Here is a 15,295-nt window from a genome sequence, read left to right on the forward strand (position 1 = left end):
TTATCTCACCCTTGCGAAGACGAAGATTGATCTGCGGCCCTCTTCAGGTCGGGCGCGGGAATGTAGTTTAGTAAAAAGACAATGGGGATCAGTAGGACGGCCAATACGCCGAGTACGCGGTACGCATCGGCGGTCGCCAACACTAAGCCTTGCGAACCGATGATGCCCATGAGTGATGAAGGGTCGGGTTGCTGAGGCAGCGAATTGCCAATGAAAGCCGCATGATCCAAAAGCATTTCAGTGTGGAAACGACCACGCACTGTGACAAGCTGCTGGATGAGGGCGCTACCGATCAACGTACCGAAGACCCGGAGTGTGTTGATCATGCCGGAGACGGAGGGCCCCTCGTCTGGTCTCACCACACTCGTAATCAAGAACAGGGTTGACACGACAACCAAGGGCTGACCGATAGCCTGGAGTGCCTGTGGAAGAACGAACTGTCTCCAGTTCCAATCAGAGGTCAATTGCGATGCCTCTAAACAGGCCAGTGCGATCGTGAAAAGGCCGAGAACGAAGACTACACGCGCGTCAACCCATTTTTGGTACAATATCGCTGCAACAAAAAAACCCAGTACCAGTTGTGGCAAAGCAACGATCAGGCCTACGGGAGCGGTCTGCAGCGGACGATAATCCTGAATAGCGCCGAGATAGAGCGCTGGAAGTAGAACCCCGGACAGCAATACGATCAGAATACTGGTAAAAAGCAGAAAGCCAAATCCGAGGTTGCGCCGACCTAGCAGATGAAGCCTGACGAAAGGCGTGGGGTGAAACCACTCCGTTATCAGATAGATGGCCAAAAGTCCGATGCCGACAATGAGCGACTGTGTGATGAGTGGTGAATTGAACCAGTCCAGGCGGACGCCCTGAGTAAGCGCTACAGCAATAAGAACAAGTGCCGGAATCCCGAACGCCATGCCACGCCAGTTTCCTTGCTGAAACCGTTCCGATTGTATAGGCTCTCGTGGCAGGCCGCGCTCCATGAGAAACCCGGCGAGAAGGGCAGCAGGAATGAACTGCCAATATATCCAGCGCCAATCGGACAATGCGTCCGTCCACTGCCCGGCAAGCCAGATCGAGAGATTGGGCGCAAAAGTGGCGGTCAGAGCGTAGAGCGCCAAACCGTGAAGGCGAATAGCCGGTGGCAGGAACTTCAGCGCTGCCATCATCAGGATGGGAATTAGCCCGCCAGCGGCGACGCCTTGAACAAACCGCAGGCCCACCAGGAGATTGAGATTGTGAACGAAAGGCAAGATCGCTGCGAGTGCAGCTGACGTTCCCAGGAACCACAATTGGAAACGCCGCACTGAAAGCGTGATCGCAAACCAGGCTGCAAAAGGCATTATGACGAGTTCGCCGGCAGCGTAAGCGGTATCGATCCAGGACCCTTCATCGGAGTCGACGCCGAGCAGGCCGCGCACATCGGCCAGAGCCAGTGCGCCGACGCGATTGTTGAGCCCCGAAATCATTGCTGCCAGGAGAATCCCAACGAGCGCGCCAATGACGCGCGGATTGGGCTTTGCCGTCGGGGGCGCAGGCGGCGCTACGGAAGCGGGGCTGTCCGCAATGCTGCTCATGGCCTTTCCCCCGCAATCTCTCCTTGCGCCGAAAGATGTGTGTCATCAGCACTCGCAGATAAGGGTGCCAATTCTCCAGGGACCCACCCTCCGCCCAATGACTTGTAAAGATTGACAAGTGCGAGAGCGACGTTGGTTGAACTCGAATTGAGGCGTGTCTGGCTGGTGAGAACGTTGCGTTGTGCGATCAGCACCGTCAAATAGTCCGCCGAACCTTCCTCGTAACCTCGTTCAGCCGCGCGCAGAGCTTGGCGGCTCTGATCATATGCGATGAGCAGGTCAGCGTGCTGACGTTGCTGCGAAACCCATGCATCCAAGGCGTTGTCGACTTCATGCCAAGCGCTAAGCACAGTCTGTCTGTAAGAGATGGCTGCCGTCTTCTGACGCGCCTCGGTCAATGCTAGGCGCTGAGTTAGTCGTCCCCCCTGAAATATTGGTAGATAAACAGTCGGGCCGACGGAAAAGGCGCGAGAGTCCCAGTCAAGCAAATCGGACGCTTCGAAGGACTCCGTCCCCAACGCTCCGGTCAGGCTTATGCGAGGATAGAAGTCCGCTTTCGCCACACCGATCGCGGCCGTCGCCGCATGCAATTGCGCTTCCGCACGCTGAATATCAGGCCTGCGACGCGCAAGTTCCGAAGGCAGCCCGACAGGGACGGCTTCGGGAAGCGACGGCAGAGGCAAGGCTTCTTGAAGCGCCGTATCGAGCGCACGAGGCGCTTCACCCAACAACAACGCCAATGTGTTCATCAATGCATTGCGACGTTGAAGCAGTTCAGGAAGCATTGCGTCTATGATCGCGACTTGGCTCCGAGCGGTTGCGACGTCAAAGCGAGTAGCCACTCCGTTGCGCTGTCGACTTTCCGTGAGGGCCTCTACTCTGGTGGCTATCTCTTGATTACTCTCCGCAATTCCGATCTGTGCCTGTGTCTGACGGAGCAATAGATATGCGCGTGCGACTTCGGCGGTCAGTGATACACGGACCGCTTCTCGCTCAAACGTCGCGGCTTCCAAAGATGCCGCTGCGCTTTCATTGGCCCGCCGCGCTCTTCCCCATAGATCGATCTCCCAACTCGCATTGAAACCAAGCTGCCAATAATTACTCGGCTCTGTCGGCGCACCCAACGCTGCGAGTCTTCCATTCTCACTTAATGCCTGCCGAGAATAATTGCCGCCAGTACCGATAACCGGCCATAGTTGAGAGCTGACGATTCCTAACTGGGCCTGGGCCTCTTGAATCCGCATCGAAGCCATCTGCAGAGTAAGGCTGGAAGTCTGCGCGTGGGCTTCCAGTTCCGCGAGTACCGGATCGTCGAAAAGCAGCCACCAATTCGATGGAACGTCGGCCGCTTTGATCTGAGTCCCGTCGGGATAGCTGACTCTGGGAATCAACGTTGCCTGTTCGAGCCCACTGGTCGGTCGAACAAAATCTGGGCCTACGGTGCAACCAGAGAGCAAGGCCGCAAATAGCAGCGAGCCAGAAGTGCATAGTCGCCGTTGATTGTACGAATTCGTGATCCGTCCGTTCATTTCTCTACCACTACCCTCAACGCAATTCACACATGCTTGTGGCTGACTTGTTTGCCCGGATGATCGCAACGCCCCGCCGCGCAAGCAGAAGGGGTACGAGGCGTTACCACTTCCCTTGACGGATAAGGTGACGTACCGTATCCGTCAAGAGGCGTTCTAACAAACTGAAGATACGAGGAATGGGCAACGGAGAAATGATGGCGGCTGGGTTGATGGAGGGCAAACGCGGCTTAGTGATGGGAGTAGCCAACCAGAGTTCAATCGCGTGGGCCGCTGCCCAAGCGTTGCATGCTCATGGTGCCGAAATGGCCTTCACCTACCAGAGCAATGTTTTCCAGAGTCGTGTTGCACCGTTGGCAGAACGCGTCGCAGCCCCGCTTGTGCTGCCGGCTAACGTACAAGACGCAAGCAGCTTGGATGCACTATTTGAGGCAATAGAGATGAAATGGGGGCACCTCGATTTTCTGCTACATGCAATCGCCCATTCTGACCGAACTGAATTGCAGGGGCGCTATCTCAACACCAGCCGAAACAACTTTTTGAATACCATGGAAATTTCCTGCTTTTCGTTCACGGATTTGGCGAAGCGGGCGCGTCCCCTGATGAGGCCCGGAGCATCCTTGCTCACCTTGACATATCTTGGTTCAGAGCGAGTCATTCCAAATTACAATGTCATGGGTGTGGCCAAAGCCGCCCTTGAAGCAAGCATGCGCTATCTCGCCTTCGACCTCGGTTCTGAGGGAATTCGCGTAAACGCTCTTTCTCCAGGTCCAATGAGGACATTGGCTGCCTCTGGCATCCGCAACGTTCGAAAAGTTCATATGGAAGCTGCGAGTAACGCACCGCTCCGCCGCAATGCCACATTAGACGAAGTCGGCAGCGCGGCTCTCTTTATGCTGTCTGATCTTAGCGCCGGCATAACCGGTGAGGTCATCTATGTGGATGGCGGCTATAACATCATGGGAATGGCCGCCGAAGAAAATCTATGACGAGACGCCGGAACATGCCGGACACTTATTTCACTCCATAGGCTAGGCAAGGTTCGTTGGACTAGATTGGTATGGTACCTTGCCTTACCGAATGTTAGCGTCCGCGCTCGTGGTGTAATTTCCGGTGTAGGCGATGGTGTATTCCGGGGTGGGGCATGCCCCACCCCGGAATGCGGCGTCGCTGGTGGCCACCGGGTTCATCGTTATGGTGGAGTTTGCACACTTCAACCGTGACGAAGAGGAGTTCCCGATGACCGAGGACAGATTACTGATCGAAGAGCTGGCTGCAAAGGGCGGCCAACCGGATTTTTTGCGCACCATCGCCGAGAACGTGCTGCAGCTGATCATGGAGGCCGACGTTGATGGCCTGATCGGCGCGGGTCGCCACGAACGCAGCAGCGAGCGCGCGACCTGGCGCAACGGCTATCGCGACCGTTCGCTGGATACCCGGGTAGGCACGCTGAACCTGAAAATCCCCAAGCTGCGTGCTGGGTCCTATTTTCCGGGCTTCCTTGAGCCCCGCAAGATGGTCGAGAAAGCGCTGGTTGCGGTGATCCAGGAAGCGTGGATCGGCGGGGTCAGCACCCGGCGGGTCGATGAACTCGTCCAGGCCATGGGCATGACCGGCATCTCCAAGTCCACCGTCTCCAAGCTTTGCAAGGACATTGACGAGCGCGTCCATGCCTTTCTGAAACGCCCGCTCACCGGCGAATGGCCGTATCTCTGGCTCGATGCCACCTATCTCAAGGTACGCGAAGGCGGGCGGATCATCAGCGTTGCCGCAATAATCGCCATGGCCGTCAACACCGAGGGCCGGCGCGAGATCGTCGGCCTGCATATCGGCCCCTCGGAAGCGGAGGTCTTCTGGTCCGACTTCCTGAAGGACCTTGTTCGGCGCGGTCTTACCGGCGTGAAGCTGGTCATCTCCGATGCTCACGAGGGCCTCAAGGGCGCGATCACCCGCGTCATGGGCGCCACCTGGCAGCGCTGCCGGGTGCACTTCATGCGCAATGCCCTGTCCTATGTGCCCAAGGGCCAGAACACTGTCGTCGCCGCCGCGATCCGCCAGGTCTTCCTGCAGCCCGATCAGAAAAGCGCAACGCAGGTCTGGCGACAGGTCGCCGACCAGTTGCGCACCCGTTGGCCCAAGCTCGGCGCCTGCATGGACGAGGCCGAAACCGACGTGCTCGCCTACACCGGCTTCCCCACCCAGCACCGCACGAAGTTACACTCAACCAATCCGCTCGAGCGGCTCAACAAGGAGGTCAAGCGCCGCGCCGACGTCGTCGGAATCTTCCCGAACGAAGACAGCATCATCCGCCTCGTCGGGGCTGTGCTGATGGAGCAGAACGACGAGTGGCAGCTCCAGCACCGATACATGCAGATCGAAGGCATGGCCGAACTCAACCAACCCATGATCGAGGAGGAAAATCAGCCCCTACACATCACCGCCAAAGCCGCCTGACGATGGCCCACGGCCACAGCCGAAATTACACCACCTTGACGGACGCGACCTTACCGAATTCCATGGGTAGACAGACTGCTTAACAATGAAGAGACCATCCTCAGAGGAACGTCGGGCCACCATCTTAAAGGCTGCCGCAGAAGCCTTCTTTGAGCATGGCTATGAAGCGACGAGTATCGACGCAATCATTGAGCGCATAGGTGGATCAAAGCGCAGCATCTACAATGAATTTGGGAATAAGGAAGGGCTGTTCACTGCGCTAGTAACGGAGAGCGCAGACGAGGCGCTTACCGCATTGGCGGTTGAAGAAATGGTTGGTCGGAATATCGAGGATACACTTCTGGAATTTGGCCGGCGTCTATTATCGATCTATATGTCCAAAAATTTGGTCGGCGTCTATCGTACGATTGTTACCGCAACTTCTCGCTTTCCCGACCTGGCAAGTGCCTTTTACCAAAAAGGCCCTGAACGCTCGGCAACTCGCCTTGCAGAAGTCTTGGAAGAAGCTCGCTCTCGAGGCGAGATCGATATCGATGATTGCCAAATGGCGGCCAACCATTTTGTAGGCATGCTGCGGAGCAACCTCCACCTTCAGGTGGTGCTCGGCTTGCGTGAACCGCCCTGCAAGAAAGAGGCAGATACCATCGTCCGGTCGGCGGTTGACATACTGCTTGATGGTGTCCGTCTAAACGGGGGCAACACCAACGACGATGTTCATCGATGAGCGCATGGGCAGTTGAAATGGAGTAGAGATGCCACGGCGAAGAGATGACATTTCGCGGCCGAGCAGATCAGCCTCCGATCAATTTAATGGACGGGAACAAGTACCCCTTTCCTGTCGCGCAGCGTCTTAATTACCGCGTCCATGACCGCTCGAATGCGGGGCATGTCACGCATGTCGCTGTGTACGCCCAGCCAGATGTCACGAGTTAGGTTCGGTACATCCTGCTTCAAGCGGACAAGGCCAGGTTCTTCCTCAGCATAGTAGCAGGCGAAGGCGGCTATACCAATTCCAGACTTTGCAGCCCAGACTTGAACGTCTCGGCTATTGGAACGCAATGCTACCTCGGCGTTGGGAAACTGGGCGTGCAGCCACTTTGCTTCGGGAAGGTGGGCTTGATCGTCGAGCACTGTGATCACGCGTGCTTCGACAAGCGCTTCGGCTTCTAGCCATTTTGGGCTCGCATAGAGACCCAGCGCGAGCGAACCGACTTTCCTTGCGACCACTTCATGCCCTTCGAAGCGCGATAGGCGTAATGCTATGTCAGCTTCCCGTTTGGAAAGGCTGAGTGATCGCGTATCGGGTACAAGCTCAACGATTATCCCCGGGTGCCTTTCCTGCAAGGCCGCCAAGGCGGGCACGACAAGCTGAGCAGCCAACGTATCGACCGTCGTCATCCGCACCACACCCTCAAGGGCTACGTCTCGCCCCGTAATCATTCTCTCGGCTGACAGCACTTCGAGTTCGATCCGCTCAGCATTGCTGAGCACGCTCTGACCAAGTGGAGTCAGGGCAAAACGTCCAGGCAACCGTTGCAGCAGGCGAGCACCGGTGCGGCTTTCCATCGCGGCAAGCCTGCGCCCCATAGTCGGCTGGGTTACGCCCAATGCTCGGGCAGCGCCGGACAATGTTCCGTGGCGGGCAATAGCGAGAAAGGTGCGGAGGTCGTCCCAGTCCATCCCCAATTATACGAAAACGCATGGATGCTAGTCAATATTTGAGAATTTCATGCCCGTTCGATGAGAGGTAGGAGGTCGCCAACGACATTGGAGGTTCAGCATGACACAATCTGAATCGGCTTCGCGGGCTATCGCCCTGCTGCGGGTCGCGAGTGGAGGCTTTCTCCTCGCTCACGGGCTGATCAAGGTATTCGTATTTACGCCGGCAGGCACTGTCGGCTTTTTTGAGAGCATCGGTTTCCCCGGAATCCTTGCGTATCCGGTCATGGCTGGTGAGGTCGTGCTCGGATTGGCGCTTGTGTTGGGCTTTATGACACGATGGGCGGCGCTTGCCGCGTTGCCGATCCTGATTGGTTCGATCATTCCACATGCGGGCAATGGCTTGCTCTTTTCCAATCCGGGCGGCGGTTGGGAATTTCCGGTCTTCTGGTCGCTTGTCCTGGTTGTGCAGGCCATGCTCGGCGATGGCGCCTATGCCCTGGGCGATCCCACGAAGCGCAACAGCTAACGCGTTATTGAGGCCACCGTTCGTGTACGCACGAAACGTCGGTCCGAACGCGGCCTCAACCCAGCTCGATGCGAGCAACACCCACCGCGCATTTCATTGAGATTCCTACGCCTTCGTAAACTGACCAGCCCTCATTTCGAAAGGAAGTTACGCCATGCCTAAAGTTCTTGTTCTCTATTATTCGACCTACGGCCATATCGAAAACATGGCCGAAGCTGTCGCTGCGGGTGCCCGCGAGGCGGGCGCCATCGTCGACATCAAGCGCGTGCCCGAAACGGTGCCCGAAGACGTCGCAAGGGGCGCACATTTTAAGCTTGAGCAAGCCGCCCCTGTTGCAACGGTGGACGATCTCGAGAACTACGATGCGATCGTCATCGGCACCGGCACGCGCTTCGGCCGGCTATCCTCTCAAATGGCTGCATTCCTCGATCAGGCTGGCGGCCTTTGGGCACGTGGCGCGCTCAACGGCAAGGTCGGTGCAGCGTTCACTTCGACCGCTTCGCAACATGGCGGACAAGAAACCACCCTGTTCTCGCTCATCACCAACATGCTGCATTTCGGCATGACCATCGTTGGACTTGATTACGGGTTCGCCGGCCAGATGGGTCACGACAAAGTCCGAGGGGGTGCGCCGTACGGCGCGACAACGATTGCCGGAGGAGATGGCAGCCGTCAGCCGGACGAGGAAGAACTTGCCGGTGCCCGCTATCTCGGAGCACGCGTCGCAAGGACCGCCGAGAAACTGTCTGACTGACACTCGGCTTGACCGGGTCGCATTTCGCTTGCGGCCCGGTCACAATTGGAGGATCGATTTATGGGCTTGCTGATCGATGGTGTCTGGCATGATCAATGGTATGATACCCAGTCAACTGGCGGGCGGTTCGTCCGCAAGGATAGTGCTTTTCGCAACTGGATAACGGCGGACGGCAAGCCTGGTCGGACCGGCGAAGGCGGTTTCGTGGCCGAAGCGGGGCGCTATCATCTTTACGTCAGCTTGGCCTGTCCATGGGCTCACCGCACCTTGATCATGCGTACGCTCAAGGGGTTGGAGGGCATGATAGGTGTTTCCGTGGTCCATTGGTTTATGGGCGAGAACGGCTGGACTTTTGAAAGGGATAGTGACGGTCTTGTCGGTGATAATCTGGGCGAGGCGAATTTTCTCTACGAGATCTATATAAAGGCAAACCCATCCTACACCGGCCGCGTTACGGTTCCGGTGCTGTGGGATAAAGCGCAACAAACCATTGTCTCGAATGAGTCTTCAGAGATTATTCGAATGTTCAATACTGCATTCGACGCTGTTGGCGCAGCAAAGGGAGACTACTACCCTAATATACTTCGCCAAAAAATCGATGAGCTGAACAAGCGGGTTTACGACACCCTCAACAACGGCGTCTACAAATCTGGTTTTGCTACGACCCAGGATGCTTACGAAGAGGCGGTCGTCCCGCTTTTTGATACGCTCGACTGGCTTGAAGACACGCTCTCTTCCCAGAGATATCTCACCGGCGATGTGATAACCGAGGCTGATTGGCGGCTATTTACAACGCTGGTGCGGTTTGATTCGGTCTATGTTGGGCACTTCAAATGTAATATTCGACGCATTGCGGATTATCCAAACCTGTCGGGATATCTTCGGGATCTCTATCAACAGCCCGGCATCGCCAAGACAGTCAATTTCCACCATATCAAGAGCCACTATTACGCGAGCCACGAGTCCATAAACCCTTCTCGCATCGTTCCGTACGGACCGCAGGTCGATTACAGCGTCCCTCATAACCGAGCGCACTTCGTTTAATCACAAGCCGCGTTCCATCTTGGCCAAGGTATTGGCGATTGCCTGATCCGAATAAATCCCGATCGAAAAGCGATGAATTGCCGCTCGCGATATGTAGGAGGAGCGCAGATTAATGTGGGACAAACGATATAGCACCGACGATTTTGCCTACGGTACTGAACCGAATGACTTCCTGCGAGAAAGCATGGAATTGCTTCCGGTAGGAGATGCTTTGTGCCTGGGAGAAGGCGAAGGAAGGAATGCTGTTTTCCTGGCGGAGCACGGTCACAGGGTTACGGCTCTCGACGCGTCTGCAGTAGGCTTGGAAAAGGCGAAGAGGCTCGCAGTAGAGAAAAATGTGACGATTGGTATCGCACACGCCGATTTGGCCGACTACAAAATGGAGCCTAACCGTTGGGACGGGATTGTTTCAATATTCTGCCATCTTCCGACAAGCCTGCGTAAAAAGGTGCATCGAGACATCTTTCAGTCTCTGCGCCCGAACGGCGTTTTCATATTGGAAGCGTATACGCCGGCGCAATTGAAACATGGTACCGGGGGGCCGCCCAATGCCGCTATGATGATGAGCTTGGCCGAACTGCGCGACGAATTGGCAGGATTGGAGCTTATCGTTGGGCGAGAAGTCACACGAGACGTGAACGAGGGCGCATTTCACAATGGCAGCGGAGCTACAGTGCAGATAATTGCCCGCAAGTCCTAGATCCCTTCCAATCGGGGAAACTGGAGTTTGTGAAGCGACGGAGCCATGCAAACGACGTAAGTTTGGTCTGAACCCCTGATAGTGTCCCACGGGGTGGTGTAGGTTTTCCTTGCCACCGCCCATTTCGGCATCGGGATGAGCCGGTCATGCGCCAGGTACAGCCGAGTGCATGACGATGGGATCGTCGCTGACGGGAACCATGGTTTCAAGCGTCATGTAGCGGGCGCGCTGGACAGCCCATGTGTGGGTCTACGATTTCGTCGAGGGGCGCACGCATGACGGCCGCAAATTCAGGATCCTGACCACTATCGACGAGGCCAACAGAGAATGCCTGGCGCTCATCGTGGCACGGTAACTCAAGCACGAGGATGTTCTGGCGGCTTTGGCTGACCTGTTCATCTCGCGCGGCCCGCCAGCACATTTACGGTTCGATGATGGCAGGGAATTTATCGCAACCGTCGTCCAGAAATGGCTGGAGCAGATCGGCGTGAAGACATTCTACATCACGCCGGGATCACCATGGGAGAATGGCTATGACGAAAGCTTCAACGGGTCGCTTCGCGACGAACTGTTTGACGGCGAGATTTTCTACAGCCTCGCAGAGGCCAAGGTGCTGATCAAAGCATGGCGGCGGCATTACAACACCGTTGGCCCTAACAGCAACCTGGGCTACCAATCACCGTCACTGGAAACGGCGACATCGCCATATCCGGCGCCCGGTTCCACTTCGCTCCACCTCCATCCGAATATGGCGGCGATGAGCTTAATCCAATAACACTCCAATCGGGCCACTCGGTGGGGGCAGATCAGAAATACGCTTCATACCGTTCCTCTTTGTGATCCGGACTCGCGCCGATCTGCCACGGCGGATCGGTAGTGTGAACCTCGCGCCTTGCCTACCGAACGGTTCGGTCATATGGTAATTGCCTTGTCGCGCAGGCGACATGGGGTATGAATGACTTTTTGACTTGGGGTCGAGATGGTAACGACGCAGCGAACCGATAAGCGGACGCACATTTTGAACGTGGCTGGTAAGCTGTTCCTGGAAAAGGGATTTGCTGGGACGTCGATGGGCGACATCGCCAAGGCTGGCGCCGGCTCCAAGGGAACGCTTTACACCTATTTCGACAGCAAGGAGCAACTCTTCGAAGAATATATGCGCCTGGAGATTTGTTCCCGCTCAACGCCGGTGTTCGATCTTCCTGAGGAAATCGATGACCCTGTATCGGTCCTTCATGATTTCGGTGTTCGCTATTTGAAGTTGACTACTGACCCAATCGTGGTGGAGATTTTGCGAACCGTGGTTGCCGAGGCGGTTCGCTTCCCGGAAATCAGCGAATTGTTTCATGAAGAGGGGCCGCATGCGGGACATGTGAAGCTCAAGGCGTTTCTCAAGCGATGCACTGAACAACGTCATCTGGTGATTGACGATATCGAGTTGGCGGCGAGCCAATTCAATCGGCTATGTCAGGCGCAAATCATGCTCGACTTCCTCTTCGGCGTGCGCAAGGCGCCCACGGATGAAGAAATCGACCATATTGTGACCGAAGCCGTAAGAGTCTTCATGGCAGCCTATGGCAGTGCAGCAGAAAAATAGGACGCATGGCCGCTACCGAATGAGGGCGAGAGAGCGGCTATTACCGTTCTCTTCTCTTCGAAAGTCGTCGTTTGATTGAATGGGATGCACCGAATCAATAACCAAGCGGGGGCATTGACGTCCTCACGACGCTAGGTCGATTTGCGGATTTTCTCACAGGCTTTTCAGTATGAAGTCGACGGCTGCGCGGGCTCTACAATCAATATCTTCAGGAGTGGGTTGGGCTGCAACGCCGATCATGAGATCCAGGTGTAATGTACCGCGCATCAATCCCATGAGACTGCGCGCGAGCGCATCAGGGTCTTCCATCTCAAACTCGTCCGCTTCGGCGGCGGATCTGAGCACGTCAGCGATTGCCGAAACTGCGGGCCGTTCGGCGTGGTCCTGATAGCATTGTGCCACGCCGGGAAATCGCTCGGCTTCAATGATCGCCGTGTGATGGAGGTCGATGATCTCTCGCGACATGATCAGGGAGAGAATATTGCGTGCCAACTCGGTGAGTATTTCGGCAGTCGAGTGACGGGCAATTCGGGCATCGAGTGAAAGCGCCCGGCGCATATTGCGATCCAGGACTTTCCTGAAATGTTCGACGAGCAGGCTCTCGACATCTTCATGCTCGGCGCCAGTCTCGCTGACAAGCTGCTTGTAGAGCGCATGAGGTGTCCAAACCCAACTGGAACGCCCGAGCAGAAAGCCGACCATCACTGCGCAGTTGAACCAGCCCTTTAACTGATTGCCACGGCCAGGGACCGCTTCGCGCAGACGCACCATGTCTCCGGCGGCGCCCCAGCGAAGAAACCTGACAGCGTCTGATGAGGGCAAAACCGTCACCATCAACCGTGTCCACCAGGGTTCGACAAGCACCCAGCTTCCCGTTTCCATAGGTCGCAATGCGAAGACGTGCTTGTGATCGCGGTTGCAGAAGCGATGCCACCATTGCTTTTTCAAACCCGGAACGAAACAGACGATCCAATCAGCCGGGGGAACGGTGACGAGGGAACCATTTTCATCAATGCTGTGGGCAAGATCGGGGGCCACGCCTTGAATGACATCCTGCCGATCATGACGCGGCACAGATGCCCTGGCCGCGGCCGCCTTGCTCTCAGTTCGTCCGGTGTCTTTCACACGCTCCTCCCCCCTTTGCGTCTGGCTGCGCCGCGCAAGAACAGCGTGATGGGATCAACGCCGCACGACATTGGATGTTCGAGCGCTGGCGTAAGTCTTTCGTACAAGGTCGCTCGCAGCAGCCCGATCAACTGTTCGGCGGCGATGTCCACGTCGTCGATTTCGAGAAAAGAGCGCTCAACGGCGGCCTGCAGGAACTGACGTAGGGTCGCGAGAACCGAAGCCGGCCCCTCGTGATGGATACGGTTCCGGAGGTCGGGATTTTTGGCGCTTTCCGTGATCGCGACGCGCACCAGGCCGCCCACGACGCCTGCATAATTGCTTTCAATCCGGACGACAAATTCGCGCAGGACCGCTTCGATATCCCATGTCTCATCGCGCGGGGCGTTGATCGCTGACAAGAGTGGCTGGCAAGCCTGTGCGGCCTCGGCGCGCGCAATTTCGACCAGAATATCCTGGGGATCTGGAAAGAGTGTGACGACCTTGCTCCACTCGAGACCCGCACTCGCCACGACATCCGCAAGCTCAAGCGTGCGCTTTTCCGCGCCGGCGAGAACCTGTGTGATGGCCGAAACGGCTTGATCCGGGCTGTTCAAGGAGGATGTCATGAGCCTGCTTCCTGGAACGCATTGAGGGGAAAAACGGAAGCGAAGCCATTAGACAGTCCTGCTGATTGGGAGCGCCTGCCAGGATTGGACGACTTATACCGTGTGATCATGCTGGGGCGCAAAGATTGTAACGATGCCGAGCATGACGAGCGAGGCAAGGATGGCGGCGACCAGTGTGTCAGAGACCCAATTTCTGAACCAAAAAACCAGCCCAGCGAAGACGCCAAGGCTGCCTGTAAGGATCGACAGATTTCGTAGCCTCGACCTACAGCGTAGATGATTGTCGTCCTTGTCATGCATTACGGCTCGTCGCACGCGCGAGCGATATTGGAAGAGGTACTGCGAAGCCAGATTGCGCGTCGGGATCGATGGCCCGCTGCGTCGGTGTAGCGATCGGGAAATTGCCGACAATAGCAGCATCCTGCAGTCTTCGCGCGATTGCAGGTAAGTCGGCCTCGTCGCCAAGAATGCGATCCACGAGAATCGTCAGTTCGCGCTCGTCGCTGGTAATGGAATTGCGGTAACCAATTTCCGTTGAGCGGCCAAGCTGCGCTTCGAAGCTGGACAGGAACATATTCAGCGCCGGCGCCAGTATTTCGCATCCCAGGCGTTCGAGGACACGCGACAGATGCGCTTGCGGAGATCGTTGGGAGCGGCGTGCGTACTGCCAGCAGCGCGCCAGGTCGATCACGAGGGATCGTGGATTCAGGCTTGCGTAAGCCGAGCGTGTCTCGCGCATGGGGCGATCCTCCGGGGGCGCCAGGGTTCAAAGGCACCGCGCCCCAACGATGAAGAACTTTGCCCCAAGGTCAACCGAACCGTTCGGTTAGAGCGACGAGCCGTGGCACATCAGCGATATGCAGAGCGCTACACGCATTCCAGAATTGACCGAACGGTTCGGTTGGATTAGGCATGAGTCGCAGGTCGGCGACCTTCTTCATGGGCGAACCGATGTGTTGAGGAGAGTGGCGAATGCTCGCCTTCAAATGGAAAGTGGCTTTCTTGGCGCTTCGAGAAGAGATCCTCCTGTCATTGGCTTGGCTGCTACGCGTGCTCAGCTCCGATGAATGTGAGCGTCGAGAATCGCCTCTGTCTGCAAGTGATTTCGTGCATGACAGGAGGTCTTGGGGGTGAGCTTGTACCATCACCACGTGGCCTTTGATGTCCCTAGCGCGCGTGGCGAGGTGGCGAGCCATGCCATTTTCGCCAGCCCTCTCAATCTCAATGACCATCTTCCATCCCGATCGCCCCCCGGGATGGAACCGGCCGCTCGCCGTGCCCCCGAACCCTCCCACGGCGAGCGGCCCTTGGCTTTCGACGAATTCGAGGCACACGGTCTTTGGGATCGCGCAAGGAACAGAGTCCTTGCGCTTGACGTTCAGGCACTCGCGTTAGGTCTGCAGGACAGCAAGCGCTCGCTTATCCGTCCGGGTAAAATAAGCCGCGCATTTGGCCTGATCTTCGGTGCATACTATCCCAATGCCTTGGCCGACCCGCAACTTGAGACCCTGCGCCGCTTTGGCGTTTTGTTTCAGCACGGCGATATCACGACCGAAGAAATCGACAGCGGTTTACGTAGCGCGGGATTTGCGGACTTTCGGATCGCTGCCGCCCTCGGAATGCTCGGAAATCGCGTTCACGGTTCGGGTAATGGTAGGTGAGCAACCCACGATGACGCTTTCTGCGTCGACCCATGACGAACAGGACGCTATGCGGCTTGCT

The 15,295-nt window shown here is 56.8% G+C and carries 15 protein-coding genes and 1 pseudogene; 10 read left to right on the forward strand and 6 right to left on the reverse strand.

Translation table 11 applies throughout. The features are described from left to right. Positions 1-5: 5 nt before the first annotated feature. Positions 6-1,574: an MFS transporter gene (locus tag KNJ79_RS21230; RefSeq protein ID WP_021316564.1), complete on the reverse strand. Its 1,569-nt coding sequence runs from the start codon at positions 1,572-1,574 to the stop codon at positions 6-8. Further along, positions 1,571-3,103 (reverse strand): efflux transporter outer membrane subunit, encoded by a 1,533-nt coding sequence (locus KNJ79_RS21235; protein WP_084490773.1) that lies wholly within the window; start codon positions 3,101-3,103, stop codon positions 1,571-1,573. Before KNJ79_RS21235 ends, KNJ79_RS21230 begins: the two co-directional genes overlap by 4 nt. Positions 3,104-3,282: 179 nt before the next feature. On the opposite strand from KNJ79_RS21235, the gene KNJ79_RS21240 reads away from it, so the two are divergent. From KNJ79_RS21240 to KNJ79_RS21250, 3 genes are all read left to right on the forward strand, one after another. Continuing rightward, a complete protein-coding gene (locus KNJ79_RS21240; RefSeq protein WP_021316562.1) occupies positions 3,283-4,092 on the forward strand; it encodes an enoyl-ACP reductase FabI in 810 nt (269 codons plus the stop codon). Between the two features lie 250 nt (positions 4,093-4,342). Beyond that, positions 4,343-5,557: an IS256-like element ISSpma2 family transposase gene (locus KNJ79_RS21245; RefSeq protein ID WP_006954973.1), complete on the forward strand. Its 1,215-nt coding sequence runs from the start codon at positions 4,343-4,345 to the stop codon at positions 5,555-5,557. An 85-nt stretch (positions 5,558-5,642) separates the two neighbouring features. Next, a complete protein-coding gene (locus KNJ79_RS21250) occupies positions 5,643-6,281 on the forward strand; it encodes a TetR/AcrR family transcriptional regulator (RefSeq protein ID WP_021316560.1) in 639 nt (212 codons plus the stop codon). An 83-nt stretch (positions 6,282-6,364) separates the two neighbouring features. On the opposite strand, the gene KNJ79_RS21255 is transcribed toward KNJ79_RS21250, so the two are convergent. Beyond that, positions 6,365-7,237 (reverse strand): LysR family transcriptional regulator, encoded by an 873-nt coding sequence (locus tag KNJ79_RS21255; protein WP_021316559.1) that lies wholly within the window; start codon positions 7,235-7,237, stop codon positions 6,365-6,367. A 100-nt stretch (positions 7,238-7,337) separates the two neighbouring features. Between KNJ79_RS21255 and KNJ79_RS21260 the strand changes: the two genes are divergently transcribed. The 6 genes and pseudogenes from KNJ79_RS21260 (at position 7,338) to KNJ79_RS21285 (ending at position 11,840) form a co-directional block, all read left to right on the forward strand. Next, positions 7,338-7,745: a DoxX family protein gene (locus KNJ79_RS21260; protein ID WP_021316558.1), complete on the forward strand. Its 408-nt coding sequence runs from the start codon at positions 7,338-7,340 to the stop codon at positions 7,743-7,745. Between the two features lie 154 nt (positions 7,746-7,899). Next, on the forward strand, positions 7,900-8,499 hold the full coding sequence (gene wrbA / locus KNJ79_RS21265; protein ID WP_021316557.1) for an NAD(P)H:quinone oxidoreductase: 600 nt from the start codon (positions 7,900-7,902) through the stop codon (positions 8,497-8,499). A gap of 60 nt (positions 8,500-8,559) precedes the next feature. Beyond that, entirely contained in the window at positions 8,560-9,543 is a 984-nt protein-coding gene (locus KNJ79_RS21270) for a glutathione S-transferase family protein (protein ID WP_317154195.1), read from the forward strand. Positions 9,544-9,655: 112 nt separating this feature from the next. Then, complete coding sequence (locus tag KNJ79_RS21275) at positions 9,656-10,243, forward strand: class I SAM-dependent methyltransferase (protein WP_021316551.1); 588 nt, start codon at positions 9,656-9,658, stop codon at positions 10,241-10,243. A gap of 235 nt (positions 10,244-10,478) precedes the next feature. Continuing rightward, positions 10,479-11,018 (forward strand): annotated as a pseudogene (locus KNJ79_RS21280) (integrase core domain-containing protein); the annotation flags it as partial. A gap of 204 nt (positions 11,019-11,222) precedes the next feature. Then, the gene (locus KNJ79_RS21285; RefSeq protein ID WP_040600111.1) at positions 11,223-11,840 is read left to right on the forward strand and encodes a TetR/AcrR family transcriptional regulator; all 618 of its coding nucleotides are present in this window, start codon (positions 11,223-11,225) and stop codon (positions 11,838-11,840) included. Positions 11,841-11,993: 153 nt separating this feature from the next. On the opposite strand, the gene KNJ79_RS21290 is transcribed toward KNJ79_RS21285, so the two are convergent. The 3 genes from KNJ79_RS21290 to KNJ79_RS21300 form a co-directional block, all read right to left on the reverse strand. Further along, the gene (locus KNJ79_RS21290) at positions 11,994-12,965 is read right to left on the reverse strand and encodes a TetR/AcrR family transcriptional regulator C-terminal domain-containing protein (protein WP_152522514.1); all 972 of its coding nucleotides are present in this window, start codon (positions 12,963-12,965) and stop codon (positions 11,994-11,996) included. Next, positions 12,962-13,573 carry a TetR/AcrR family transcriptional regulator C-terminal domain-containing protein gene (locus KNJ79_RS21295; RefSeq protein WP_021316546.1) on the reverse strand — a complete coding sequence of 204 codons (612 nt, stop codon included), beginning with the start codon at positions 13,571-13,573 and terminating at the stop codon, positions 12,962-12,964. The genes KNJ79_RS21290 and KNJ79_RS21295 overlap by 4 nt, the downstream gene beginning before the upstream one ends. Positions 13,574-13,865: 292 nt before the next feature. Next, the gene (locus tag KNJ79_RS21300; protein ID WP_021316545.1) at positions 13,866-14,312 is read right to left on the reverse strand and encodes a hypothetical protein; all 447 of its coding nucleotides are present in this window, start codon (positions 14,310-14,312) and stop codon (positions 13,866-13,868) included. 568 nt (positions 14,313-14,880) lie between these two features. Here KNJ79_RS21300 and KNJ79_RS21305 point away from each other — a divergent pair. Further along, positions 14,881-15,234, forward strand: a complete 354-nt coding sequence (locus tag KNJ79_RS21305) for a hypothetical protein (RefSeq protein WP_152522513.1) — start codon at positions 14,881-14,883, stop codon at positions 15,232-15,234. Positions 15,235-15,295 lie beyond the last annotated feature (61 nt).

Origin of the sequence: Sphingopyxis indica (assembly GCF_032879645.1) — a bacterium.
Taxonomy (GTDB): domain Bacteria; phylum Pseudomonadota; class Alphaproteobacteria; order Sphingomonadales; family Sphingomonadaceae; genus Sphingopyxis; species Sphingopyxis indica.